This window comes from Fusicatenibacter sp., from assembly GCF_050872605.1.
In the GTDB taxonomy this organism is placed as follows: domain Bacteria; phylum Bacillota; class Clostridia; order Lachnospirales; family Lachnospiraceae; genus Fusicatenibacter.
This window is the reverse complement of sequence record NZ_JBNMHD010000021.1, coordinates 24,370-50,921: the sequence shown is the minus strand read 5'-3', so window position 1 is coordinate 50,921 and position 26,552 is coordinate 24,370. Positions and strand designations below refer to the sequence as shown.

The following is a 26,552-nucleotide window of genomic DNA, read 5'->3' as shown; positions in this document are numbered from 1 at the left end:
TGCAGCATACTCTGTGAGCAGCTCCTTCAGCCGGACATCCACACCGTTCGTTAATACTTTTCGTCTATACTTTGGGCACCATACTACATGGTACTTACAGGAATAGACGACATTATTGTTTGATTGATATGTTGTGTTCATGTTTGTATTATACGATATTTTATTGATTAATACAACTATTATTTTGTCCATCTTCAATTACTTGCGTAAATTCGATGGACGCGTCTTATTTTGTGTCTACCGCACTTTTATCCACTTTCTGCGGTCTTTTTTGTCAACGCTCCGCTCTACATATCCTTTTTCCTCCAGTCTGCGACCCAGCCGGCGGAAGCATTTTGGTCTTTGCTGCCAGCTCTGAGCTTGTAATTTTTCCGTTTTCTCCTACACTACGGCTTAAACGATCCATCCTCTGTCATCCGTATCCATTTGTTTTTTTCTTCGATATTCCGTCGGTGTTCTCCCATAATACTTCTTAAATGTTTTGCAAAAATAATCCATGTTTTCAAATCCCGTCTCGCCGGAAATTACAGTTATCTTTTTCTCCGTCGTGGCCAGAAGCTTTGCAGCCTCCTGCAGACGATACTTCACCAGATAATGTACCGGCGTATCGTGAAGATATCTTCGGAACAGATTCAATGCCGTACTCTTGCTCACCATAGCCTGCCCGGCGATATCCTCCAAGGTAAGATTCTGTCGGAAATTTTGATGAATATATTGCATCATCAGCTGTGTTCTTCCCTGTGAGGATGCCGTATTTTCTCTTTTTTTCTGCAGCACTTCCGAATCCATGTGCAAATAAAGCAAGTGCCACAATTCCTGCGTCAGAAATAAAGTAACCAGTTCCCGGTCTTTGTCTGATTCCTGCGCTTTGAGAATTTTCTGCATGAGCTCCAGCGCTTCTGCCTGCCATTTTATTTCCCTGCAAAAGACAATGCAGTCCACCTTACACGCCTGTATCGGTGCAATGTATTTTTTGTAAATCAGGCTGTCTGCCGGAGCGAGAAATGTCGGTTTCAGAACGAAATTTGGCACAATCGCATGGCCTTCAGAAAAATAGCGATGCAAAATCTTTGAGTTAATAAAAATGCCCGTTCCCTGTCCCAGTGAAAACTGCTTTTCGCCAACCCAGAAGGTTGCTGTTCCCTCCTGTACAAAAACAAACTCAAACTCCACATGCCAGTGCCATTCTACACAATGAAAATCAAACAACGCAAGATCGTCGTAATACAATTGAAACGGATACTCACTGTTTCCATGCTGTATCGTTTCCATCATGCTTTCATCCGTTTGGATCTTGTTATAAAATGTATTAAATTCCATCTTTCCCCGCCTCCGTTTTTCAGGCACGACCCTCTCTATTTTACGATATTATACAATAAACAGAGGATATATTCCAGTGAAAGCGACATCATTTTACGTTATTATACAAAAAGAATCGTTGTCGCTCCATGGAACACGGTGAACGGCAACGAAACGAACACTACGGCCGCAGCAGTTCTGCCATTTTTAAAAACGGAGTATATCACTATGAAAAAGAACTACCGCAAAACCTTAATTGCCTGTTATCTTGGATTTATCACGCAGGCAATTTCTGCAAATTTTGCACCTTTACTATTTCTTACTTTTCACAGAACTTACCATATTTCTCTTGGAAAAATTGCGTTTATCTCGACAATATTCTTTTTCACACAACTTCTTGTCGATTTGTTCTGTGCCAGATATGTCGATAAAATCGGTTATCGCAGGTGTGTCGTTGCTTCCGAGATTTTTTCCGCCTGCGGCCTGATTGGACTTGCCTTTCTGCCCAATATTCTGCCAAATGCCTATGCGGGAATTTTGCTCAGCGCCATGATCTATGCCGCCGGAAGCGGACTGATTGAAGTTCTTGTCAGCCCAATCGTAGAAGTTTGTCCGTTTGACAATAAGGACAGCGTTATGAGTCTGCTTCACTCCTTTTACTGCTGGGGGTCTGTAGGCGTCATCTTACTCTCCACTGCTTTTCTGGCAGTTTTTGGTATGGAACGCTGGCCGATCCTCGCATGTATCTGGGCTGTACTTCCACTGTACAATACGTTTAATTTTCTTTCCTGCCCGATTGAATCACTGACCGGAAGCGAAGAAGGACTTACCATTCGTCAGCTGTGCCGTCTTCCCATTTTCTGGATTTCCCTTGTTCTTATGGTCTGCGCCGGAGCAAGCGAGATTTCGATGGCGCAATGGGCTTCCGCTTATGCCGAGTCTGCATTAGGTCTCTCAAAAAGCATTGGAGACATTGCAGGACCGTGCCTGTTTGCTGTGATGATGGGCATCAGCAGAACCTTCTATGGTAAATACGGGGAAAAAATTGACTTAACAAAATTCATGATCACATCCGGTACACTTTGCCTGATCTGTTATCTGGCTGCAGCTCTCGCACCATATCCTCTTTTAAATCTTACAGGCTGCGTTGTGTGTGGTTTCTCCGTAGGAATTATGTGGCCGGGAACCATCAGTATTTCATCCTCTAAAATTCCACTTGGCGGAACTGCACTGTTCGCACTTCTCGCCATGGCCGGAGATATGGGCGGTTCCATTGGACCATTTGTTATTGGATTTGTCACACAAAACACCGGCGACGATCTGAAGGCAGGTATGCTGGCCGGTTGCATTTTCCCTGCTGTACTGATTTTGTCTGTTTTTCTGCTCCGACAAAGGAACGCAGAGTAAAAATAAGCACCAAAGAGATACTGTAACGTGTCTCAGACACACTTCTTAGAAAGGAGATAGGATGATGGATTTTTCCTGGTTAAATGAAAGCGAATTAAAAAGAGAGGAAGAAGGCAAGCTTGTCATCTTTGCACCGGCTGGGACAGATTTCTTCTGCAACAACGGCACTGTTTCGGAAGAAGGCATTACGCCGGAATCACTGCACAATGCACCCTATTATTATACGGAAATCGAAGGCGATTTTGTTCTGACTGTCAAAGTTTCTCATGACTTCAAAGACATCTATGACTCTTCTTCTCTTATGGTCATGGAAGATCTGGACAACTGGGCAAAAAGCTGCTTTGAAAAAACCGATTTCGGAACTCATGCCGCTGTCAGCGTTGTGACGAAACAAGGTTATTCTGACGATGCCAACGGAAGTAATATTTCCGGAAATACCGCATGGCTGAAAATTTGCAGAGTGAAAAATTCCTTTGCTTTCCATTATTCTGAAGACGGCATTCATTATTTTATGACAAGATTTTTTAATCTTTCCGGTAAAAAGACCGTAAAAGTAGGGCTTCTTGCCCAGGCGCCGCAGGGAAATGGTGGCAACCGGATTTATGAAGATTTGCATATTGAGAAGAAAACGGTAAAGAATATCCGCTTCGGAGAATGAAATACCCTGAGTTCTTCTATTTTAAAAGGAGTCGGACAGTCCGACTCCTTTTTTCACTTCCCGTCGATATTTCTTACAACTCCCGAGAACAACAGCGATCCGTCCTGCCCCGTAACAAGAAACAGGAATGGACGATCCAGTACGAAATCGATTTCGTCGTCCGGGATTTCTGCTGCGGTTTCTGAAACGCCAAGTTCTGTATAGGCTGCTCCGGTTACTCCGTTTTCATCAATTTCGAGCATGGCAGCGTGGTCTGCTTTACTCAGGTATAAATTCTCTTTATCCTCTGTCAATGGGCTGAAATCTGCCAGATCCGCATCCAGTGCATCCGTTACACCCAGTGCGCGCACGGTTTCGATCAGGTCTGTTTTTTCCGATACTTTAAATTTAGGAACAGACAGGTTCACCATAGGTGAATACCAGTTATCACTGCTTTCATCCCGCCGTATAACCTTCATCAGATCCGGATCCGATACCAGTTCATTGACATCGGTATTTTCATCCGGAAGCAGGAAATACATGGAGCCGCTGTCCTGAAGGCTAAGGCTGGCTGCACGGAAATGCTCGCCCCGGTAGACATCCATCCGTTCCGTTTTCTTCATCATATCCACAGTGGTATCTCCCGCAGTTCCGTGGAAGGTTTCCTTCTCTGTATTTACTTTCCAGAAGTTCTCCCGCCACATCGCCTTATAATAGATGGTTGATACCAGTTCAAATACCGTTTCCGGGGCGATCGCCATATTTTCGGTATATTCTTTTAAAAGTCCTCCGGTATTATCATCCGTCCAGGTCCGCAATGCCTGATTCATCTCCTCCGATCCGGGAGTTCCACGGAAGGTCGATGCATAATACTGCTCCGCCAGCCGCTGCAGCGTTGTGTCATTGTATGTTTCCTCACCATCCAGCCACAGCGAATTTGCCAGCACACTTTTCAGCGCAGGCGTATCTGCATAATTACTTTCCCAGAGCGAAGAAACATTTTCCCGCAACGTATCCATATCTTGAGCACCAAGCATGTCGAGAATCTGCTGCCGTGTATTTCCATCCGAAGTTTCCGCCAGCATCGCAAATGCGATATACAGATTGATCGGCGAGCAGACGGTATTTTCATTTTCCGAAACCAGCATCTGTTCTATCAGGTTCTGATAATACGCATCCATTCCTGTCTGCAGTTCTGCTGATTTTGCTGTCAACTCCCGGTACGAATCCCACCAGTCCCAGTGTGCATCGCTTTCCATAAATTTCTGCGCATCCATCGTCCGCGCCACAGATGCCGGATAAGCCGCCAGCACCGTCGTTACCCTCGACGGATAACGGACTGCAGAACCCTCCCGACCGTTTCTCCATGTCGTAACCCCCAGCACAGCTCCGCCAATGATCACCGCACAGGCTGCAGTGGCCGTCCATTTTTTCCATGCAGTCCTTCGTGAACGCTGATATTTCCCCGCTTTTTCCACCATAGCAGGATCCAGATTTCCCAGCGTTTCAAATAATTCTTCTTTCTTCATACTTCGAACCCCCTTTCCGTCAAGTGTATATGCAATTTTCCACGGATCCGGTTCAATGAAACTGAAATATAATTTTCACTTCTTCCCAGCCGCTCCGCGATTTCACCGATGCTGTCTACATACCAGTACCGCAGGACAAACATGCATCGTTTTTCCTCCGGCAGCTTCTGCAGAAACCGATTGATCTCCGCGATCAGTTCTTTCATCTCCCACTGCCGCTCAATATCATCTTTCCCCGAAACGCATTCTTCCAGCTCATCCAATACCGCATCCATCTGACTTTCTCCGCGTTTTTTGCGATGCATTTTTCTATACAGATCAAACGAAAGATTTCTCGTTATTTTTCCAAGAAATGTGGATAGCAGAGACGGCCGGTGCGGCGGCATGGCATTCCACGCGTGAAGCCAGGTGTCGTTGACACATTCTTCTGCATCCGCCGGATTCTGCAGAATATTCTGTGCAATGGACGTACAGTATGCGCCATATTTCATCGATGATTCGCTGATCGCTGTTTCGTTTCTGTCCCAGTACAGTTGGACAATATGAGTATCCTCCATATGGAAATCCCCCCTTTCATCTATCATCACGCCATTTTGCAGAAAATCTTACACTTTTTAAAAGAAATTTCGGTTCGAAAAAGGGCGTGACCGAAGCCACGCCCTTCCATTCTTTTATTTTCTTTATGCCAGAATCGGTTTTAAAGCCTCTGCGAGTTTTTCTTTCTCTGCTTCTGCCTCTGCCAGATCCTTTCCAAGTGTTGTGTAGTATACTTTGATCTTCGGCTCTGTTCCGGACGGGCGGACGATGACGGTTTCACCGTTTGCCAGCTTGTAGATCAGAACGTTTGCGGATGGGAGTCCGGTTTCTTCCGGTTTCTCATAGTCGGTTACTTTGACAACGGCAGAACCTGCGATCTCGGTCAGCGGCTCTTTTCGAAGACCGTCCATAATGCCAGCCATCTTGTCCATTCCGCTCAGTCCCGGGAACTCGAAGCTGTCTACTTTGTTCAGGTAACGGCCATACTCGGCATAGATCTCTTCCAGTCTCTGTTTCAGGGAACTTCCGATGCTTCTGTAGTAAGCTGCCATCTCGCAGATCAGCATGGAGCCGATGACTGCGTCTTTATCTCTTACATACGGGCCGGCCAGGTATCCGTAGCTCTCCTCAAATCCGAAGATGAAGCGGTCTACTTCGCCGTCTGCCTCCAGGTTTGCAATCTGGTCGCCGATCCATTTGAATCCGGTCAGAACGCTGCGGAGTTCTACGCCGTAGTGCTCGGCAACAGCATCTGCCAGCGGTGTGGATACGATGGATTTTACAGCAACCGGTTTCTCCGGCATGGTGCCTTTCTCGATGCGGCCTGCGCAGATGTAGTCGAGAAGCAGAACGCCGACTTCGTTTCCGGTTACCAGTTCATAGCTTCCATCCGGGCATTTCATGGCGATACCAACACGGTCTGCATCCGGGTCGGTAGCCAGCATCAGGTCTGCGCCGGTCTCTTTTGCAAGATCAAGACCTTTTTCCAGTGCAGCAAAGATTTCCGGGTTCGGATAGCTGCAGGTAGTAAAGTATCCGTTCGGGTACTCCTGCTCCGGAACGATGGTGATATCGGTGATGCCGATGTCTTTTAATACACGCGTAACCGGTACAAGACCAGATCCGTTCAGCGGGCTGTAAACGAGTTTCAGTCCGGCGGTTTTGCACAGACCCGGACGAACCTGACGGGATTCGATTGCTTCATACAGGGCATTCTTGCAGTCTTCTCCGACAAAACGGATCAGTCCTTCTTCCACTCCCTCTGCGAACGGCATGAATTTTACGCCGGTCAGGATATCGGTTTTCTGAATCTCTGCGTATACGATTGCAGCAGCATCGTCAGTCATCTGGCATCCGTCCGGACCGTAGGCTTTGTAGCCGTTGTATTTTGCCGGGTTGTGGGATGCGGTTACCATGATACCTGCGTTGCAGTTGTAGTAACGGGTTGCAAAGGAAAGTGCCGGTACCGGCATCAGTGCGTCGTAAATTCTGACTTTGATTCCATTTGCTGCCAGAACGCCTGCTGCTGTTTTTGCGAATACATCGCTCTTGATACGGCTGTCATAGCTGATGGCTACGGTCTGGTTTCCGCCCTGTGTTTTTACCCAGTTTGCAAGACCCTGTGTTGCCTGACGTACTACATAGATATTCATACGGTTTGTTCCTGCGCCAAGTACACCACGAAGTCCTGCGGTTCCGAATTTCAGAGATACAGCAAAACGATCCTTGATCTCCTCATCGTTTCCTTCAATCCGTGCCAGCTCCGGGTTCAGATCTGCGTCTTCCAGATCAGCTGCCAGCCATCTCTTATACTCTTCCAGATACATATCTTTTTCTCTCCTGTTCTATTCTTTATTTTTATGTCTCACTCTTATGTCCCAATTCAGCGCCACATAAATGTATGGATAGTCATAATATACCATAAAAGCGCCAAAACAGCAATTAAATTTGGTCATTTAAGCAAAATTTTACCGCAGTTTTTCTCCTTTTTTCGACTCCATCCGCAGTTTTCAGACAGAACCTCTGCCCTTTTCAAAAACAAAAAGCGGGAACCGCGATGACGATTCCCGCTTATCATATGCATTTTTTATTCTTCCCCCGGCCTATGGTTATAATCAAATCCGCATTTTTCCAGAAATGCCCGCGCGATCACCGTTGCACCAATCTGGTTCGGGTGGATTCTGTCCCAGGCGATGTAGGAGGAATGGCGGTACTGGAAGTAATCGTTAAAAACGGCCTGCAGGTCGATGAAGCGGCAGCCGTATTTTTCAGCCAGTTCGCCGCAGATTGCGCCGTAGGTGTCCATGCGTTTTCTCATCCAGTCTTCTGCGTTCGGCTCCATGTAGTATGGGGTCATTAGGAAAATGCCTTTTACGTTATCTTTTACGGAAAGAATCATCTGTTCCACATTAGAACGGTACTCCTCCGGGGATACCTGCTCGTCCGGGATGGCCGGGCTGTCGAACTGTCTCCAGACATCGTTGATCCCGATGCAGATAGAAACCCAGTCCGGGTTCAGGGAAACAACATCGCGGTCAAACCGCTGCAGCAGATCACGGCTTGTGTTTCCGCCGATGCCGGAGTTTGTCACGCGAAGATATACCTCCGGGTAGAATGCTGCAAGCATGTTTTCGACGATTCGGACATAGCTCTTTCCGACATTTTCAAATAAACCTTCCCCCACCGGCTGTGCACTCTCCATATCCGTTACGGAATCTCCTGCAAATACAATCCGGTCCATGTGTTCAAAAATCATTTTTTTGCCTCCCTTGATCATGAGTAATTAATTTAGAAAAACCCTCTGAACCCCATTATAGTCTTACAGTTTCGACCGTGCAAGGCAAATTTTGTGTAAAAAAATCCGGCCGCGAAACACTGTTTTTCAGTGCCCCGCAGCCGGGAATTTCATTTTCTTTTCTTACTCAATCCCATCCATATAAGCATTGTAAATCGCCGGGTCAATGTTCTCTTTAATCGACGCATACACGCTCTTCGATGCCTCTCGGATGTCCGCTCTTGTCTGGTCGTCGAGTGTCAGGATCTGGGTTCCGCTCTCCTCGATCGTCGCGATCTTGTCGGCGATACGGGCATCGGACTGCTCTCTTGCGTACTCGGTCGCAATCTTGGCAGCCTCAGTCATAATCTCCTGCTCGTCCTCCGGCAGATCCTTGAAGAAATCGTCGTTGACAATCAGGGAAATCAGATGCGGCAGATGGTTGGTCTCCACCACATAGTCCTGCTGCTCGTACAGGTTGTTCGAAACGATAACCTCATACGGGTTCTCCTGCGCATCGATTGTATGCTGCTGCAGGCCGATGTAAACCTCACTGAAGCTCATCGGTGTCGGGTTGGCGCCGATCGCTTTCCAGAATGCCAGATGGTAGCTGTTCTCCATTGTACGGATCTTCTGTCCTTTGAAATCTGCAAAGCTGTAAACCGGCTTATTCGTACTCATCACACGGAATCCCTGATCCGCCATGCCGAGCAGGTGATAGCCGCCCTCGGTATAAACGTTGCTGATGAGGTCATAGAAATTCGGATCATCAATTTTCTCACGGCACTCATCCACCGTAGCAAAGACGCACGGCAGGTCGAAGACAGCCAGATCACTCATGAAGGAAACCTGCGGTGCCGTATTCTGTACAACGAAAGGGATATCGCCGTCGGCACACGTTTCGAGCAGATCGCGGTCGCCGCCGAGTGTTGAGTTTGCGTAAACCTGAATTTTCATTTTACCGTCGCTCAGCTCCGAAATCTCTTCCGCGAACTTCTCGGCAAAAATCTGTGTGACCGTGTCCTCCGGGCTCGCCGTTGCCAGCGGCCAGGAATAACGCTGTGTCGTCTCTCCCTCGGAAGAGCCGCAGCCGGCAAGCGATGCACCAAGCGCAACGACAGCAGCAAGTACCGTCGCTGTTCGGAAAAGCTTTTTATTTTTTGTCATCTTTTTCATTGTCCTTCGCTCCTCCTTATAAAATTCCAATCGAAATCGCCGGAATAAACGTAATCAGCAGCAGTGCCACAAGGAAGAAACCGATCATCGGCATAGCCTTCTTTGCGATCTGCATGACCGGAACCTCGGTCAGGGAGCTTGCCACGAACAGGTTGACGCCGATCGGCGGTGTTACGAAGCCGATCGCCAGGTTGACAACCATGATCACACCAAACTGAATCGCATCCATACCGATTGCCTGTACGATCGGCAGCAGGATCGGGGTCAGAATCAGGATTGCCGGTGTGGTATCCATCACCATTCCGACAATCAGCAGGAATACATTGATGATCAGAAGGATCGCAACCGGGCTGTGGAAGTTGTTCAGAATGAATTCGCTGACCGTCTGCGGTACCTGCATCAGCGTCAGCACACGGGAAAATGCCGTCGATGCCGCCAGGATGAACAGGATCGGGGTGAAGGTACGAATCGCCTCAACCAGAATGGACCAGATGTCGCGGATGCGGATACTCCTGTACACAAAAAGGCTGATGATCAGTGCATAGAATACGGAGATAACAGCCGCCTCGGTCGGGGAAGCAACGCCGCTGTAGATACAGCCAAGGATGATCACCGGGCTGAGTAATGCAAAAAAGCTCTCTTTTAAAACGCGAAGCAGGCCTTTGTCATGCAGCACTTTGACTTCTGCATAGATCTTCTCTTTGTCCTCCCCATACCGTTTGCAGTGATAAACGGCATAAATCATCAGCAGCAGACCGATCATCAGACCCGGTACAATTCCGGCAAGAAACAGATCGCTGACCGAAGCGCCGGAAGCCATACCGTACATGATGAACGGAATACTTGGCGGAATGATAACGCCAAGACCGCCGGCAACTGCCACAATCGCAGTGGAGAATGTCAGATCATAACCAAGCGTGGTCAGAATCGGGATCGTCATACTTCCGACCGCGGCAACGGTCGCCGGAGCGGAACCGGAGATCGCACCATAGAAGAGGCATGTGACGATAACCGCACACGGCATACCCGCAGTAAATTTTCCAAGGAAATAGGCAAAGACGTCAAACAGCTTCTTGGAGATTCCTCCCTTTGCCATGATAATACCGGAGAGAACGAACATCGGAACTGCCAGCAGGGGAAAGGAATCGAGTCCCCCGAACATGGCACGGATCAGATATTTGGCTCCTACCGTAAAAGACGGGTCAAACACCGACGGAAGCACAGATGTGATTCCAAGGGTAATCGATACCGGAACAGCGATGACCAGCAATGCAACAAAAATCAGAAATAATACTACGACCGGCATTAGTGTTCCTCCTCATTCGAATTTTTAATCGTATGGATGCGGTTGTCGATACCCGCGTTCAGGGCATTTTCTGTGGCGTTATCTGCTCCGGCATTTGCCTCGATGAAGGATTCCGGCGTATTGCGCTCCGGATGGGCCGGGTCGAAAACGTTCTCACCGCGCGCTACACGGAACTCAATCATCCAACGCTGCAGTACACGGAACGCAACCAGCACAAAGGAGACAAGCGGTGCTGCCTGGATAAAGTACATCGGGATTTTGCAGGCCGGGGAAAGCTGGCCGCTTTTAACCGACGACATCATATAAGAAAAAGCAAACGGAATCATGTAGATGAAAAAAATCAATTCAAACGTATGATTCACAATTTTGAAGATGGCTTTTCCTCTCCGCGGAAAAATCGCAACAAACTGCTCGATCTTAATCGAAAGACATTTCTTGCTGCAGTAACTGACACTTAAGAAACCGCACCAGATAAAAATATATCTGGTCAGCTCTTCCGACCATGACAGCGACATGCCAAGGACGTAGCGGCAGAAAACCTGAATTCCCATGATCAGCGTCATGGCGATCAGACCGATCACAAGAAGAAATTCTTCCAGGTTTTCATCCAGCCAGTGAAATATTTTTTTCATGAAAGGCATACCTCCGTTAAATTTGTAACAGGATAATAACATAAAGGGGACATCGGCATCAATAGCAATGCTAAAAACACCGGTGTCCCCAAAAGAAAAACGGTTACATAGCTTTGTGAAGCAGATCCAGGACTGTGCTCAGATCATTGACTCCCATCTGACCCGGTGCGGATGCTTTCTTCGCCGCGCCGAAGGTCATGGAAGAACCAAATACCTCACCGCAGAGACGGCTGATTACACCTGTGCCTGCCATAGACATGGTGATGATCGGTCTGTCCGCATAATTGGTGGTCATTTCCTCTGTTGCTGCAAGCAGGGTCAGAACGTCTTTCTTATTCTGCGGCATAACAGCGATCTTCGGAATATCTGCGTTCATATCCTGCATCTTGCGCAGTCTGTAGATGATGTCTGCTTTTGCAGGAGTCTTGAAGAAATCATGATTGGAAGCGATAACCTTTACGCCTGCTGCGTGTGCACCGTCGATGATCTTCTTTACGATGTCATCTCCGGTAAAGATCTCAACATCCACCAGATCCACATATCCGGTCTGTGCTGCTTTGATGTTCAGCTCTGCATATGCTGCCGGCTCAATCGCTTTTTCACCGCCCTCTTTGGAGGTACGGAATGTCATCAGAAGCGGAATATTGCCGAGTGCTTCGCGGAGGTCTTTTAACACGTCCTCTACCTGTGCAAAGTCGAATACACCCTCGAACCAGTCTACACGCCATTCTACAACGTCAACCGGAATCGAATGGAAGGTTTTTGCTTCTTCGATGATATCGTTTTTGGTAACGCCTACGATCGGAACGATGATCTTCGGTGCACCGGCACCGATTTCAATATCACGAACTTTTACTGTATTCATGTGTTTTTCCTTCTTTCTTCAATATTAATCCTGACTTTTCTTTGCAGGCTTTTCTTTTTCACGCCCGGATTACCCGGTACTTCGTACTCCTGCAATCCTTAACCTCATTTTAGTTGTCCTGCTGTGCAAGTTCAACCATTTTTTTGTAGCGAATGTTTACAAACAGTCCAAGTGCAACACCAACTGCGGTCAGAACGATGTTCATGGTCATAACGCCGGACGGCTGCATTTTAGATGCTGCGGTCAGGATCGTGTAGTTGCAAAGAGAAGATGCAATCATAACCAGTGCGGTTACGGTTCCTTTGATTTTCGGGAACAGCATGTTGCAAACGGAAGTTGCGATCTGAAGCAGTCCGCCTGCGCCTGCCCATCCGATAATGAAAGCACCGGCGATCATCAGCGGTTTGCTCTGTCCCATCAGGACAACGATCATGGTTACAAGGCAAATGGCCGGGTAAACAACGATGAAACGAACGTCTTTGATTTTTCTGGTCAGGAATGCGGTTACAACGAGTGCCAGCATGGTTCCTGCTGAATAGTAAGTCTGCATGATGGACGGATTCGCCCAGCCTACATTCTCTTTTGCAAAGTTCTGCGCACAGTTCAGCCACAGCTGGAAGGTACCGGTGCAGGTAAATCCGATCAGAATCATGGCAACGGACTCGAAGGAGAAATGGGTATGTTTCAGGCTGTCGATCAGACCTTCTTTTTTGCCGGATGCTTTCTGGTCAGCATCTGGCAGCGGGAACAGGAATACCAGTACAAAAAGGACGATATACGCGATTCCGCATCCGTAGAATAACGGATTGTAGGAGGTAAGGCCAGCTGCGGTAGAAGTAACCGCTACACCAAGAACAAACGGAAGCAGCATCTGTGCGATTGCGATGAAAAATTTGATTCCCATGGTAGCAACGCCAGGAGCTTTGTAAATAATCTCGGATACTGCCGGGTAAATACCGGTATCCAGAAAGGAGTTTGCGATACCGCCGATGATGGCGCATACGTAAGCGATGGTATAACCACCGTGTGTTCCTGCATTAAATGCAAGAGCAAGGCCGATCAGGTAAATTGCATAAGAAGCACTTCCGATTGCAGTGGAAATGCGGCGTCCGAGCTTGTCGGACAGAGGACCTGCAAATGGCAGTGCGATCAGACGGCCAAGACCGAGTGCTGCGGAAATCGCAGTAATTGCCATTGCTTCCACTCCCCATGCTGCTGCCAGAGCCTCTTTGATGACTGCCTGGCCCAGGATGGAGCATCCAACACCGTGGATAAAGTAGTTCAAGTACAGAATTAATGCACTTGGCAGGTATTTCTTGTTCATGGTTTCTCTCCTTTTAAATAAGATCATGTTGAGGTCAAATTGTTTTTGCCTCTGTTCGGTTCATCCTTTTGTTTTGTCACAAACAACAGATTACCAGTTTCGTGAATGTTAAAAAAATAACATTTGCCTTTATTTTAGCAGTGAAAGGGGATACAGTCTAATGCTTTTAAAGGAAAAAACCAATGCATTGAATGCATTGATGTGGTATACTTGAGTTATAATAATAAGAGGAAGCAAAGACTTTCTTACGGAACCATTTTTTCAGGAGGAAAATCCACATGACACTGAATCAGATTCTCTATTTCCGAAAGGTTGCCCGGCTGGAAAATTATCACCAGGCAGCGGAGGAGCTTTATATTTCCCAGCCATCCCTGAGCCGTTCCATGGCTGCCCTTGAAAGTGAGCTTGGAATCACGCTGTTTGAAAAGAAAGGGCGCGGTGTTGTCCTTACCAATGCCGGCCGCCTTTTCCTGGAGCATGCAGACCGGATCGCAGGTGACTGTGACATTGCGACAGGAAAAATGAAAGAGCTCGCCTCCGGTGGCGGAAAAATCAATATCGGTTATATTTTTCCACTTGCCGGACATTATATTCCACACAACGTCCGCACCTTTCTGGACAAAGAAGAAAACAAAAATGTTGCCTTTAGCTTCTGGCAGAACCATACCCCGGCCATTGCACAGAAGGTGAAATCCGGTGAACTCGATCTTGGGTTTGGCGGCTTTTTAAAGCGCGATGACATGGAGTTTTTTCCGTTGATCCAGCAGCCGCTTGTCATCGTATCCCCGGAACAGCATCCGATTGCCGATGAACCGGAGGTTCCGCTTGTAAAGCTTACCCGTTATCCGGTGATCGGCTACGACCGCACCTCCTGGCTCGGTGTCTACACCGATCATCTCTACCGGAAATATCAGCTTCATCCGAATATTATCATGGAATGCCCGGATGAATATTCGATTGTAGCACTGGTACGCGAAAATTTCGGCATCGCACTTATGCCGCGAACCGATATTCTGGAACAGGCAGACGGCATCCGCATCCATACGCTGAAAGGTCTCGAAATCTATCACCAGACCTTTATGTTCTGGATGAAGAACCGCTACCGGCTTCCGGCTGTCGAACGGTTTACCGAATATATGAAACAACACGCTGACATTATCGAAGAGACCGGAAATGATAGCGAAAACGTATCGAAAGTTTATCTGAAAGATATTGTTAATTTTTAGTCGAAAGAGTTATGATGAAATTGTCACAAACAGAGGATTACCGCTCATGTAATGAATAAGGAGAAATTTTCATGAAGAGTGCTTACCCAAAAATTTTTGAGCCAATTACAATCAAACGAACAACGATTAAAAACCGTATTGCAATGACCCCGATGGGAACCAACTACGGTGAGACAAGCGGTGAAATGAGTAACCGTCATATGAATTATTACTCTCTCCGCGCAAAAGGCGGCGTTGGTCTCATTATTCTGGAGAACGCCAACATCGAGTACCCGGTCGGTTCCAACGGAACCAGCCAGATCCGTATCGACCACGACAGCTTTATGCCGCGCTACTATCAGTTAGTCGAGAACCTTCATAAAAACGGTGCTACCGTAGCAATCCAGATCAACCACGCCGGAGCTTCCGCATCTTCCGCAAGAACCGGCATGGAAACCGTTTCTTCTTCCAATATCCCGACAAAGGCCGGTGGCGAAACCCCGCGTCCGATGACAAAGGAAGAAATCATGACAACCGTGAAAAAATACGGCGAGGCTGCAAAACGTGTGCAGGCCATCGGCTTTGACGCCATTGAAATCCACTGCGGCCACTCCTACCTGATGAGCCAGTTCATCTCCCCATATTACAATAAAAGAACCGATGAATTCGGTGGTTCCGTAGAAAACCGTCTGCGCTTCCCGCGTATGGTTCTCGAGGAAGTACGTAAAAACGTCGGACCGTGGTTCCCGATCATCGTTCGTATCTCTGCCGAGGAGCGTGTTCCGGGCGGAAATACCCTGGAAGATACCCTGGAGTATCTGGAGTACCTGGATGAGTTCGTAGATATGTACGACGTATCCTGCGGTCTCAACCCATCTCTGCAGTATCAGATCGATTCCAACTTCCTGCCGGACGGATGGCGTTCCTACATGGCAAGAGCCGTAAAAGATAAATTCAAAAAACCTGTGATCAACGCCGGTAACTACCGTGACCCGAAGGTTGTTGAAAAAGTTCTTGAGAGCGGCGATGTAGATATCGTCGGCATGGGACGCGGCCTGATCGCTGAGCCGAACTGGGTAAAGAAAGTGGAGAATGGTGAAGAAGATCTTCTTCGGAAATGTATCTCCTGTAACGTCGGATGTGCAGGAAACCGTATCGGTGTCAACCGCCCGATCCGTTGTACCGTAAACCCGGCTGTTCCGGAAGGCGATATTTACAAAGCACTGAAAGTGAACAAAAACTGTAACGTTGTTGTTGTCGGCGCCGGTACTGCCGGTATGGAAGCAGCCTGCACCGCAGCAGAAGTCGGATGCAACGTTTTCGTACTCGAGAAAAACGACCACATCGGCGGTCTTTCCACTTTCATCTCCGATCTTCCAAGCAAGAGCCGTATGAAAGATTTCCCGAAATACCTTGAAGCAAGAGCTGCCAGACTGAAAAATCTGTATATCTTCCTCAACACCGAAGCCACCGTAGAGAAGATCAAACAGTTCAAACCGGACATCATTGTAAACTCCACCGGTTCCGTTCCGCTTGTTCCGCCGATCAAAGGCCTGAAAGAGAATATCGACGCCGGAAATGTAAATACCATCTTTGGTATGATCAACAATGTAAACGCAGGAAAATATCCGGAAGAAGCCTGTCAGGGCAAGAAAGTCGTTGTCGTTGGCGGCGGTTCCGTAGGACTTGATGTTGTTGAGTACTTTGCACCAAGAGGTGCTGAGTGTACCATCATCGACATGCTGCCGCAGATCGGTATGCTTGCAGACCCGATCACCAAATGCTCCATGCGTGAGACACACGACAAATACGGTGTAAAAGAGTATGTCAACACTGCTCTTCAGGAAGTAAAAGAAAACGCATTCACCGTAAAACTTCCGGACGGAACCATCCAGGATCTCACCTTCGATTACGGATTCAACTGCCTTGGAATGCGCTCCAACAACCCGATTCTGCCGGAGCTTCAGGAAGCATTCGCCGATACCCATACTTATATTTATACCATCGGCGATTCCGTCCGCGCACGCCGCATCATGGAAGGTACCATGGAAGGCCGCGCGATCCTGAATGTACTGGAGTCCCAGGGATACCTGCATCTGGAGCCGCTTGAGTAATCATCGATTTTAAGCAGCCCGACAAAAACTGTATATCACCTGCTGCGCTGCCTCTTTTTCCAACCAAAAACAGCGCAGCATGAAAAAAAGAAAAGAGGAAAATATCATGCCAAACGTAACAGGACATACCGAATTAGTTGGATTAATGGCTTACCCGATCCGTCATACCCAGTCTCCGACAACCCACAACCTTGCATACGACAAAAACGGAGATGACGTCATTCAGCTTGCTTTCGAAGTTGATAACGATTCTTTAAAAGATGCTGTGCAGAGTATCCGCGCGCTGAAAATGCTCGGTTCCAATATTTCCATGCCAAACAAAACTGTTGTCCACAAATATCTGGACGAGGTAGATGAAGCAGCTAAGTTATGCGGCGCTATTAACACCGTAGTCAACCTCCGCGACGAAAACGGTCAGGTAACCGGCAAACTGAAAGGCTACAACACCGATGGTATGGGATACTGGCAGGCACTGACCGAAGAGGGCATCGATTTCAAGGGAATGAAGATGGTCCTGATCGGAACCGGCGGTGCTGCTACTGCAATTGCAGTGCGCGGTGCTCTGGATGGAGTTGCAGAAATTGAAATCTTCAACATCAAAGACAAATTCTACAGCCGTGGAGAGGAAATTGTTGATCTGATCAATAAGAACACCAACTGCAAGGCTACCATGAACGATCTGGCAGACAAAGACCTCCTGAAAGAAAAAATGCACGCAGCCGACCTGTTCTGCGATGCTACCGGCGTAGGAATGCATCCACTCGAAGACCTTTCCAACATTCCTGATCCTTCCTTCTTTAAAAAAGATCTCATCGTAACGGATACCGTTTACGCTCCGCGCGAAACAGTTATGATGAAACAGGCAAAAGAAGCAGGATGCGAAAAGGTCTTCAACGGCATGGGTATGATGCTGTTCCAGGCACTCATTGCAATCAAGCTGTATACCGGAAAAGATACTCCGGTTGACTACATGAAAGAGAAACTTGGAATCTGATTTCCGGGCGAATCTTTTCCATCTTAAACCTTAATCAAAAACCAACACGAAAAGAGGAAATGAACTTTGCGTCATTTCCTCTTTTTTTCTTGCTTTCTTTCGGCATCTGGAGTATAATTCACTTCATATAGTAGCAGTTTAAAGTGCTACAGCACGATTTATCATCATGCGGAAATACGAGGAGAGAGAGGATTTCAAATTATGTCAAAACACATCACAGGACACACCGGATTATTATGTTTACTCGGAAGCCCGGTTGCACACAGTGTTTCTCCGGAAATGCACAACGAAGCATGCGACCAGCTCGGCCTTGATTATAGCTACCTTGCCTTTGATGTACCGGAAGACAAAATGCCGCAGGCAGTCGAAGGACTCCGCACCATGGGTGCAAGAGGCTGGAACATCACCATGCCTGGCAAAAATATCATGTGCAAATTGGCAGACAAGGTTTCTCCTGCTTCGGAGATCTCCGGCGCATGTAATACCATCGTCAACGACAACGGCGTTCTCACCGCTTACACCACCGACGGTGTCGGCTTCATGAGAGCAGTTGCAGAAAACGGCGTAGACATCATCGGCAAAAAGATGACTCTGCTCGGTGCCGGCGGCGCTGCTACTGCAATCCTGGTACAGGCAGCCCTCGACGGCGTGGCTGAGATCAATGTATTCAACGTCAGAGACAATTTCTTCGGAAGAGCCGAGGAAATCGTTGCAAAACTCAATGAGCGTACTTCCTGCAAGGTTACCCTGCACGACTTCTCCGATCCGGAAGTCCTTCGCGCATCCATCGCAGACAGCGCCATTCTTGTCAACGGAACTTCCGTCGGAATGGCTCCAAAAACCGAGAACACCATCATCACCGACACAACGATGTTCCACAAAGACCTCTTCGTTTTCGATGTGATCTACAATCCGCAGGAAACCCGCCTGCTGCGTGAGGCAAAAGAGGCTGGATGCAAGACCGGAAACGGTATGTACATGCTGTTATACCAGGGAGCTGCTTCCTTCAAACTGTGGACTGGCGAGGATATGCCGGTTGAGATCATCAAAGAGAAATACTTCTCCGGAAAATAAAATATCACACAATTTCAAAAGGCTTCTGCCCCGGATTTTCATCCGCCGGCAGAAGCCTTTTTGCTGTCCTGAAATGGTGTCAGCCCGCTTTCTGTACTTCGTCGAGCTGTGCCGTATACAGTTTGTAGTAGTATCCTTTCTTTGCCATCAGTTCGTCGTGCGTTCCGCTCTCCATGATACCGCCGTTGTCGATATACATGATCTTATCGCAGTTGCGGATCGTGGACAGACGGTGGGCGATGATGAACGATGTTCTGCCCTTCAGCATCGCATTGAGGCCAGTCTGCAGTGCTTTCTCGGTCTGCACGTCGATACTCGAGGTTGCCTCATCGAGAATCAGAATCGCCGGGTCCGAAAGCAGCGTTCTCGCAAACGAGATCAGCTGTTTCTGGCCCTGGCTCAGCATGGAGCCGCGCTCCCGCACCTCGGTCTGATAGCGGTCCGGCATTTTGCTGATGAACTCATCCGCGCAGACGGTTCTGCTTGCCTTCACGATCTCTTCCCGTGTCGCATCCAGCTTTCCGTAGCGGATGTTGTCCTCGATGTCTCCCGAGAAAATAAAGCTGTCCTGCATCATAATACCCATCTGTTCACGCAGCGAATGAATTGTCACCTGCGAGATGTCCTGGCCGTCGATCAGGACGCGGCCGCCGTTGACATTGTAGAACCGGGAGATCAGATTGACAATCGTACTCTTTCCGGCTCCCGTCGGTCCGACAAGCGCCACACTCTCACCCGGTTTTACCGTAAACGAAACGTCTTTTAAAATCTGCTTCGATTCATCGTATGAGAAGTTGACATGGTCAAACGTCACCTCACCACGGATCTCCGGCATTTTTACGGCGTTCTCCGCATCTTTTACCGTTACCGGCTCGTCCATTGTCTCGAAGATACGCTCCAGGTAAGCGATATTGTTGATAAAGTTGTTGAAGATATTTCCAAGGTTCATGATCGGCTGCCAGAAGTACGATGCGTAGCTGGAAATCGCCACGATGGTACCGAGTGATTTGCTGCCCTGTCCGAACAGCACAAGGCCTGCTAAGAAGATCGCCGCGCGCACGCAGACGGAAATGGAATCAATGCCCGGCCATACCAGGTTGGAATAACGCACCGCCGTGTTCCACGTTCTGCGGCAGTCCTGTGAAAGATCTTTGAAAATCTCCGCATTTTCATCCTCTCTCGCAAAGATCTGCGTAATGCGGGCTCCGACGATATTTTCCTGCAGATACGCATTCAGGTTCGAGTTCTTATTTGAAACTGCCTGCCATGCCCGTCTCTGTTTATTCTTGATCCAGACCATGAACACGCACAGCACCGGCACGCCGCAGAGAACAACGAGCGCCATCTGCACATCGACCAGGAACATGAAAATGACGATGAACAGCAGATTGAAACACTCCAGCACAATGTTGATCAGTCCATTCGAAAGCATATCCGATACCGAGTTGACGTAGTTGACCACACGGATCAGAATTTTGCCGTGCGGGCGGTCGTCGTAATACTGGAACGGCAGCTCCTGCAGATGCTCAAACAGGTCTTTTCGGATATCGTAGATGATATTCTGGCTGACATCCACCATGATACGGCTTCGGATCGTCGTGAAAATGACGCTGACGACGTAGATGCCCACGAGCATTCCGACCAGAGAAAACAAAAGTTTCTCGTTTTTGTCCGGAATCGCAAGGTCCAGTGCCCGCTGGATAATCATCGGCGCAACGTAGCCGAACGCGCCGCCGATGCCGCTTAAGAGAATCGCCACAACCATCCGGCCCGCGTATTTTTTAATATAAGATGATGCCCGGAGTAAGTGTCTGATGTCAAAAGGTTCTTCGAGCACTTCATCCTGCTTGTATGTATTTTTTGCCATTGCTTCCCCCTCCTACAGTTCATCCACACCGGTCTGCAGTTTCACCAGTTCGTAGTAATAGCCCTTCTTTTCCATCAGCTCCTCGTGCGTTCCCATCTCCTTGATGTAACCGTTCTGCAGCACGATAATTTTGTCCGCCGTCTTTGTGGTGGAGATTCGCTGCGCGATGATAACTTTCGTACACGGGAAATCCAGTTCTCGTAAGGAATGCTGGATCTGTTTTTCCGTCTCCATATCGACGGCCGATGTCGTGTCGTCAAGAATCAGGATCGACGGACGGATGGCCAGCGCTCTCGCCAGGGAAATTCTCTGCTTCTGGCCGCCTGAAAGACCGACGCCGCGCTCACCGACCAGAGTGTCATAGCCCTCCGGCATCTTCGAAATAAAGTCTGCCGCGGCAGAATATTTTGCAAATTTAATGACTTCATTCATCTTGATCGAGTCATCGCCGTAAGCAATGTTGCCCTCGATCGTATCAGAATACAGCAGGACATCCTGCGTCGCAAGTCCGATGTGTTTCCGGAGGTCATACAGCTTCAGATCTTCCACCGGAATACCGTCGATGCGGATCTGACCTTCTGTCGGCTCGTAGAAACGCGGAATCAGGTTGATGAGGGATGTCTTTCCGCATCCCGTCTCTCCCATGACCGCCACGGTCTCATTCGGGTTAACCGTAAACGAAATGTTATGCAGAACCGGCAGATCACCGTCCTCATACTGGAACGAAACGTTGTCGAACTCGATTTTTCCCTCGAAGCGTTCCGGGTGTGCCACTGCATTTTCCTCGTCCTTGATCTTCGCCTCGGAGTAATACAGCTCCATGACTTTTTTTGAAGCCGCCGAGAACCGCTGGAACTCGTTCATGATATTTCCCATCTGACGCATCGGGTTTGCGATTGCCCAGATGAGGCCGGAGAATGCCACATAATCACCCATGGTCAGCTGGCCCTTAATCATAAAGACACCGCCGACTGCCAGCAGGACAACCGGCATCAGGTTAGCGATACTCTCGACAAACGGGAAGAATTTCAGCCATACCATCGCGGTTGCTTTGTTTGTCTCCGCGTAATCGGTATTAGCGCGGTCGAATTTCTCGATCTCGTACTCTTCTCTTGCAAACGCCTTGACGACGCGGTTTCCGGAGATATTCTCCTGCGCACACGTATTCATCTGTGCCAGCTTTTCACGCAGTGCCGCATGCATCGGGGCAACACGGTTGCGGAACAGGTAGATGATCCAGAATACGAACGGCGAAATCACAAGTATGCAGAGCGCTAGCTTCCAGTTCGTGTACAGGAAGAAAATGGCCGCTGCCGCGAACAAGGAAAACGACTCAATCACCATTCGGATGACCCATGCGACCATATGGCGGACGGCATCGAGGTCTCCGGTCAGACGCGTCATCAGATCGCCGGTACGGTACGTGCTGTAAAACGTCATATCCTGCCGCTGGATTTTGTCATACAGGTAATTCCGCACCCGGTACAGGACGCTCTGTGATACGTGCTCGTAAATCATACAGCTGCCGTAGACAATAACGACACGCAGAAACGTGAAGCCAATCATCGCAATCAACAGGCGGTAAAATAGATCCCGGTGTGTCTGCAGATTCTGCACTGCATTTTCACCTGTCAGAAACAGGTCAACAATTTTTCCCGAAAAATATGGAATCGTAAGCTGCAGAACGTTATATAATACCGTTCCGATCATGCCGATCAGATACAGCGCACGCTTTCCTTCCATGTTTTCCCACAGCCATTGGATTTTAGTTTTCGGGAATGATTTTGTGCTGCTTTTCATTTTTTCATATCCCCCCTTATCTTCTGAAAATCAAAAGGTTTCTGCATTTTTCTCTTTCAAATGCTTTCGCCATTGTATCAATTTTCATTTCATTATGATATAATGCGACTGTATAAAAATAGAACGTTTCTATCTTCATGCACGATTCTTTTGAATAATCCTCGTAATTTTTTGCAGAACTTTTTAACCGGAACAGGAGGAATTTACTTTTGAAAAATCTATTTGAATACAATGATATCCTGCGCTCACCGATCGAGGCATTTTCCTGCAGCTCGGAAACCTTTTCCATGCCGGTGGTATCACACTGGCACTATTTTACTGAAGTACTTTATCTGCAGGAAGGCTCGCTCCTTGTGAGCTGCAACGATGTTGTCTATCCGATGGAGGCCGGCTCTTTCATCCTTTTTCCGCCGCAGGCAGTCCATGCGCTTGCCGCGGATCATGACAAACCGTTTCGCTTTTTCTGCGTAAAATTCAATCTGAACCGGATTCATCTCACCGGAAGCTATCTTCCGAACCTGAGCTTTGCGTTCCATAAGGTTGCCTCCATGACGCATCCTTCCCTGCTCTTTACGCAGGCGGATCTTCCGGGGCTCGACCTGAACGATTTTTTTACAACCATTGAAAAAGAATCCCATGCAAAACAGTACGGCTACGACGCGTATATTTATTCGCTGTTTTCGACACTGTTCCTGCGCCTTCTGCGGACGTGGCACTGCCAGGGAATCTGTTTTGATCTCGAAACCATCTCCGAGAGTGAAGAGAAAAGTATGCAGGACATTCTCGTCTACATCGACCGTCATTCACAGGAGAATATCAACATCGAAGAGCTGGCGCATAAATACAATATGAGCTATTCGTACTTTGCCAAGCTGTTTTTAAAACACTATGGGCAGAGCTGCAAGCAGTATATCGAATTTATCCGTTTGAACAAGGTCGAGAACCTGCTCCTCTTTACCGATTATGACCTGAACTTTATTGCCACCGAGACCGGCTTTGCAGACTGCAGCCACCTGATCCGTACGTTCAAAAAACGGTATCAGATCACCCCGCGGCAGTTCCGGCAGGAGCATCAGTCCACAGTGTCCTCGTCGCTTCCGGCGAAGCTGGGATAACCCCATAATATAGTAATAAAAAAGGCGGCATACCGTTTTCCCCCTGAAACTTTCAGAAAGAAAATCCGGTATGCCGCCTTTTCATATCTTAAATTTTCTGATTTAAACTTCTTAGATGTTGAGCAGATCGCTGAATACTTTCAGTGCTCCGTCTGTCTCGTGAGCCAGAACGCGTTTTGCAAGGACTTTACCAAGCTGTACACCCTCCTGGTCGAAGCTGTTTACGTTCCACAGGAATCCCTGGAACATGATCTTATTCTCGAAGTGTGCAAGCAGTGCTCCCAGCGTCTTCGGATTTACCTGATCTCCGATGATGATGCTGGACGGACGGCCGCCTTCGAAGTTTTTGTTTTTATTCTCATCTGCTTTACCGCAGGCAAATGCAACGATCTGAGCTGCTACGTTTGCGCAGAGTTTCTGCTGGCTGGTGCTGCCCTGGATGTCGACATCGGTCTCCATCTGGTTATTGCGGAATCCTACAAACTGCAGCGGAACGATATCAGTTCCCTGATGCAGCAGCTGATAGAAGGAATGCTGTCCATTGGTACCTGGCTCGCCGAAGAGAACCGGACCGGTCGGGTAATTGACCGGCTCGCCGAAGCGGTTGACCGATTTACCGTTGGACTCCATATCTACCTGCTGTAAGTGAGCCGGGAAACGGTTCAGTGCCTGGGAATACGGAAGAACTGCAGTGCTTGGATAGCCAAGAACGTTTCTCTCGTAAACACCGATCAGCGCATCGAGCATCTCCGGGTTCTGTAATACGTCTTTGTTTGCAGAAAGTTTATCTTCTGCTGCAGCGCCCTCGAGGAATGCTGCGAATACTTCCGGTCCGAAAGCCAGGGACAGAACAGCGCCGCCGACTGCGGATGTGGAAGAATAACGGCCTCCGATGTAGTCATCCATGAAGAATGCTGCCAGATAGTCGTCGCTCTTTGCCAGCGGAGAAGTCTCACTGGTAACGGCGATCATATGCTTGGATGCATCCAGGCCTGCATTTTTCAGAGCGTCTTTTACGAAGGACTCGTTGGTCAGAGTCTCCAGTGTGGTTCCGGATTTGGATACCAGAACGAAGATGGAATGTGCTACGTCGATCGAATTCAGAACAGCTGCTGCGTCATCCGGGTCAACGTTGCTGATGAATTTTGCTTCCATTTTGAAGCAGCCGTTTTTCTTTGCCCAATTTTCCAGAGCCAGATACATCGCACGCGGGCCAAGGTCGCTTCCGCCGATACCGATCTGCACAACGGTGGTGAATTTTTCACCTGCTGCGTTGGTGATCTCACCTGCATGTACTTTGTTCGCGAACTCTGCGATGCGTTTCTGCTGCTCTACGTAGAAAGCACGTTTGTCTACGCCGTCTGCCGTAACGGTGTTTCCGAGCTGGCCGCGGGTCAGCTGATGAAGCACGAGACGGTTCTCTCCGGTGTTGATGACAGCACCGTTGTAAAGCTCCTCAAATTTTTCAGAAAGCTGTGCCTCTTCTGCCAGTTTTACGAGTGCGGCAAGGACATCCTCATTCACCTGTTTTGCTGCGTAGTTATACGCAAGTCCTTCTGCCATCGGAACGCTGTAAGATTTTACGCGCTCTGCTCCGTTTTCGCCGGACATCACCTCGGCAAGATTGACACGCTCCACTTTTTTCAGCTCCTCAAAAGAAGCCAGTTTATCAAGATTGTTCCAGGTAACCATTGTTAAGTTCCTCCTGTTTTTTTATTTTGTCTCTCTATTCCGTCCGCGGAAACATTTTTATTCCCGCTATTATACCACTCAAAATTGGTCCACTGGACCAATTGTTGATGTGCAGAGCAACGAAACAGACTGCTTGCTAAAAACAGTCTGTTTCGTGATATTTTTTTATTTCGTATAGTTATAAGAAAGAGCTCTTGCGATCTCCCACTGATATTCCGGCAGAGTCTTTGTCATGGACAGTGCCTCATCGATATCGTAATCTACATACTCACCGTTCTTGTATGCAACAACGCGGTCTGTTTTGCCTTCCAGAAGAAGGTCAACTGCGTAAGCACCCATGATGGACGCATATACACGGTCTTTACATGTCGGGCTTCCTCCACGCTGCATATGTCCAAGAATCGTTGCACGGGTCTCGATGCCGGTTGCAGCTTCGATTCTGCGCGCCATGCTGGTGGAATGGCCGATGCCCTCAGCATTTACGATGATATGATGTTTTTTGCCTTTTCTACGGTTCTCGATGATGTTGTTGATGATCTTCTGCTCATCGTAATCGTATTTCTCTGGAAGAAGAATATCCTCTGCGCCGTTTGCGATACCGCACCACAGAGCGATATATCCGGCATTACGTCCCATAACCTCGATGATCGAGCATCTCTCATGGGAAGTGGAAGTATCTCTTACTTTATCAATGGCTTCCATTGCAGTGTTTACCGCGGTATCAAAACCGATGGTATATTCTGTGCAGGCGATATCCAGGTCGATGGTTCCCGGTACACCTACGGTGTTAATTCCAAGAGCTGCCAGTTTCTGCGCTCCTGCAAAAGATCCGTCTCCGCCGATAACTACCAGTCCGTCGATGCCGTGTTTTCTGCAGACATCTGCAGCACGTTTCTGGCCTTCCGGTGTACGCATCTCTGCGCAGCGGGCGGTATAAAGGATGGTACCTCCGCGCTCGATGGTGTCGGATACATCGCGGGCTGTCATGTCGATGATTTCTTCGTTCATCAGTCCGTCGTAGCCTTTCAGGATACCTTTCATCTGAACGCCCTTCTGCAGACCTCTTCTTACGGCTGCACGGATTGCTGCGTTCATACCTGGTGCATCACCACCGCTGGTAAGCACTCCGATTGTCTTTACCTTGTTAGTCGTTGCCATATGAATTCCTCCATCTCATCACACACATTAATAAACGAGTAGTTTTAT

22 protein-coding genes are annotated in these 26,552 nt (G+C 48.3%); 7 read left to right on the top strand and 15 right to left on the bottom strand.

Going from position 1 to position 26,552, the window contains the following annotated elements; translation table 11 throughout:
- Together ACY2VT_RS08070 and ACY2VT_RS08065 are read right to left on the bottom strand one after the other, a co-directional pair.
- Positions 1-141: transposase (locus ACY2VT_RS08070; protein ID WP_461879513.1), on the bottom strand; the 141-nt coding region annotated here is incomplete at its 3' end.
- Between the two features lie 252 nt (positions 142-393).
- On the bottom strand, positions 394-1,320 hold the full coding sequence (locus tag ACY2VT_RS08065) for an AraC family transcriptional regulator (protein ID WP_461879512.1): 927 nt from the start codon (positions 1,318-1,320) through the stop codon (positions 394-396).
- A 207-nt stretch (positions 1,321-1,527) separates the two neighbouring features.
- On the opposite strand from ACY2VT_RS08065, the gene ACY2VT_RS08060 reads away from it, so the two are divergent.
- Complete coding sequence (locus ACY2VT_RS08060; RefSeq protein WP_461879511.1) at positions 1,528-2,706, top strand: MFS transporter; 1,179 nt, start codon at positions 1,528-1,530, stop codon at positions 2,704-2,706.
- 64 nt (positions 2,707-2,770) lie between these two features.
- The gene (locus tag ACY2VT_RS08055; protein WP_055218940.1) at positions 2,771-3,364 is read left to right on the top strand and encodes a DUF1349 domain-containing protein; all 594 of its coding nucleotides are present in this window, start codon (positions 2,771-2,773) and stop codon (positions 3,362-3,364) included.
- 53 nt (positions 3,365-3,417) lie between these two features.
- On the opposite strand, the gene ACY2VT_RS08050 is transcribed toward ACY2VT_RS08055, so the two are convergent.
- From ACY2VT_RS08050 to ACY2VT_RS08010, 9 genes are all read right to left on the bottom strand, one after another.
- Positions 3,418-4,872, bottom strand: a complete 1,455-nt coding sequence (locus ACY2VT_RS08050) for a serpin family protein (RefSeq protein WP_461879510.1) — start codon at positions 4,870-4,872, stop codon at positions 3,418-3,420.
- Positions 4,869-5,429 carry an RNA polymerase sigma factor gene (locus ACY2VT_RS08045; protein WP_461877186.1) on the bottom strand — a complete coding sequence of 187 codons (561 nt, stop codon included), beginning with the start codon at positions 5,427-5,429 and terminating at the stop codon, positions 4,869-4,871. The genes ACY2VT_RS08050 and ACY2VT_RS08045 overlap by 4 nt, the downstream gene beginning before the upstream one ends.
- A gap of 123 nt (positions 5,430-5,552) precedes the next feature.
- Positions 5,553-7,235 (bottom strand): phospho-sugar mutase, encoded by a 1,683-nt coding sequence (locus ACY2VT_RS08040; protein WP_461879509.1) that lies wholly within the window; start codon positions 7,233-7,235, stop codon positions 5,553-5,555.
- Between the two features lie 260 nt (positions 7,236-7,495).
- Positions 7,496-8,164: an SGNH/GDSL hydrolase family protein gene (locus ACY2VT_RS08035; RefSeq protein ID WP_195997419.1), complete on the bottom strand. Its 669-nt coding sequence runs from the start codon at positions 8,162-8,164 to the stop codon at positions 7,496-7,498.
- Positions 8,165-8,326: 162 nt separating this feature from the next.
- Positions 8,327-9,358, bottom strand: a complete 1,032-nt coding sequence (locus ACY2VT_RS08030; RefSeq protein ID WP_461879508.1) for a TRAP transporter substrate-binding protein — start codon at positions 9,356-9,358, stop codon at positions 8,327-8,329.
- Positions 9,359-9,374: 16 nt separating this feature from the next.
- Positions 9,375-10,664: a TRAP transporter large permease gene (locus tag ACY2VT_RS08025; protein WP_461879507.1), complete on the bottom strand. Its 1,290-nt coding sequence runs from the start codon at positions 10,662-10,664 to the stop codon at positions 9,375-9,377.
- The gene (locus ACY2VT_RS08020; protein ID WP_461879506.1) at positions 10,664-11,296 is read right to left on the bottom strand and encodes a TRAP transporter small permease; all 633 of its coding nucleotides are present in this window, start codon (positions 11,294-11,296) and stop codon (positions 10,664-10,666) included. The genes ACY2VT_RS08025 and ACY2VT_RS08020 overlap by 1 nt, the downstream gene beginning before the upstream one ends.
- Before the next feature lie 103 nt (positions 11,297-11,399).
- Positions 11,400-12,161 (bottom strand): type I 3-dehydroquinate dehydratase, encoded by a 762-nt coding sequence (aroD, locus tag ACY2VT_RS08015; RefSeq protein ID WP_118666662.1) that lies wholly within the window; start codon positions 12,159-12,161, stop codon positions 11,400-11,402.
- A 109-nt stretch (positions 12,162-12,270) separates the two neighbouring features.
- Positions 12,271-13,485, bottom strand: coding sequence for an MFS transporter (locus ACY2VT_RS08010; protein WP_461879505.1), 1,215 nt, complete (start codon positions 13,483-13,485; stop codon positions 12,271-12,273).
- 278 nt (positions 13,486-13,763) lie between these two features.
- On the opposite strand from ACY2VT_RS08010, the gene ACY2VT_RS08005 reads away from it, so the two are divergent.
- The 4 genes from ACY2VT_RS08005 to aroE all read left to right on the top strand — a co-directional run bounded on the left by ACY2VT_RS08005 (position 13,764) and on the right by aroE (position 18,872).
- Positions 13,764-14,711, top strand: a complete 948-nt coding sequence (locus ACY2VT_RS08005) for a LysR family transcriptional regulator (RefSeq protein WP_461877191.1) — start codon at positions 13,764-13,766, stop codon at positions 14,709-14,711.
- A gap of 71 nt (positions 14,712-14,782) precedes the next feature.
- Positions 14,783-16,804 (top strand): oxidoreductase, encoded by a 2,022-nt coding sequence (locus ACY2VT_RS08000; RefSeq protein ID WP_461879504.1) that lies wholly within the window; start codon positions 14,783-14,785, stop codon positions 16,802-16,804.
- A gap of 103 nt (positions 16,805-16,907) precedes the next feature.
- A complete protein-coding gene (locus ACY2VT_RS07995; protein ID WP_334294803.1) occupies positions 16,908-17,798 on the top strand; it encodes a quinate/shikimate dehydrogenase in 891 nt (296 codons plus the stop codon).
- Positions 17,799-17,999: 201 nt separating this feature from the next.
- Positions 18,000-18,872, top strand: a complete 873-nt coding sequence (gene aroE / locus ACY2VT_RS07990; RefSeq protein ID WP_055218962.1) for a shikimate dehydrogenase — start codon at positions 18,000-18,002, stop codon at positions 18,870-18,872.
- Between the two features lie 79 nt (positions 18,873-18,951).
- Here the strand turns inward: aroE and ACY2VT_RS07985 are convergent, their stop codons facing one another.
- Together ACY2VT_RS07985 and ACY2VT_RS07980 are read right to left on the bottom strand one after the other, a co-directional pair.
- Positions 18,952-20,739, bottom strand: coding sequence for an ABC transporter ATP-binding protein (locus tag ACY2VT_RS07985; RefSeq protein ID WP_119221392.1), 1,788 nt, complete (start codon positions 20,737-20,739; stop codon positions 18,952-18,954).
- 12 nt (positions 20,740-20,751) lie between these two features.
- Positions 20,752-22,482 (bottom strand): ABC transporter ATP-binding protein, encoded by a 1,731-nt coding sequence (locus ACY2VT_RS07980; RefSeq protein ID WP_461879503.1) that lies wholly within the window; start codon positions 22,480-22,482, stop codon positions 20,752-20,754.
- A 266-nt stretch (positions 22,483-22,748) separates the two neighbouring features.
- On the opposite strand from ACY2VT_RS07980, the gene ACY2VT_RS07975 reads away from it, so the two are divergent.
- Positions 22,749-23,654: a helix-turn-helix domain-containing protein gene (locus ACY2VT_RS07975; protein ID WP_441761948.1), complete on the top strand. Its 906-nt coding sequence runs from the start codon at positions 22,749-22,751 to the stop codon at positions 23,652-23,654.
- A gap of 111 nt (positions 23,655-23,765) precedes the next feature.
- Here ACY2VT_RS07975 and ACY2VT_RS07970 read toward each other — a convergent pair whose 3' ends face one another.
- A complete protein-coding gene (locus tag ACY2VT_RS07970) occupies positions 23,766-25,346 on the bottom strand; it encodes a glucose-6-phosphate isomerase (protein WP_461879502.1) in 1,581 nt (526 codons plus the stop codon).
- 165 nt (positions 25,347-25,511) lie between these two features.
- Positions 25,512-26,504: a 6-phosphofructokinase gene (gene pfkA / locus ACY2VT_RS07965; RefSeq protein ID WP_022462041.1), complete on the bottom strand. Its 993-nt coding sequence runs from the start codon at positions 26,502-26,504 to the stop codon at positions 25,512-25,514.
- Positions 26,505-26,552: the final 48 nt, after the last annotated feature.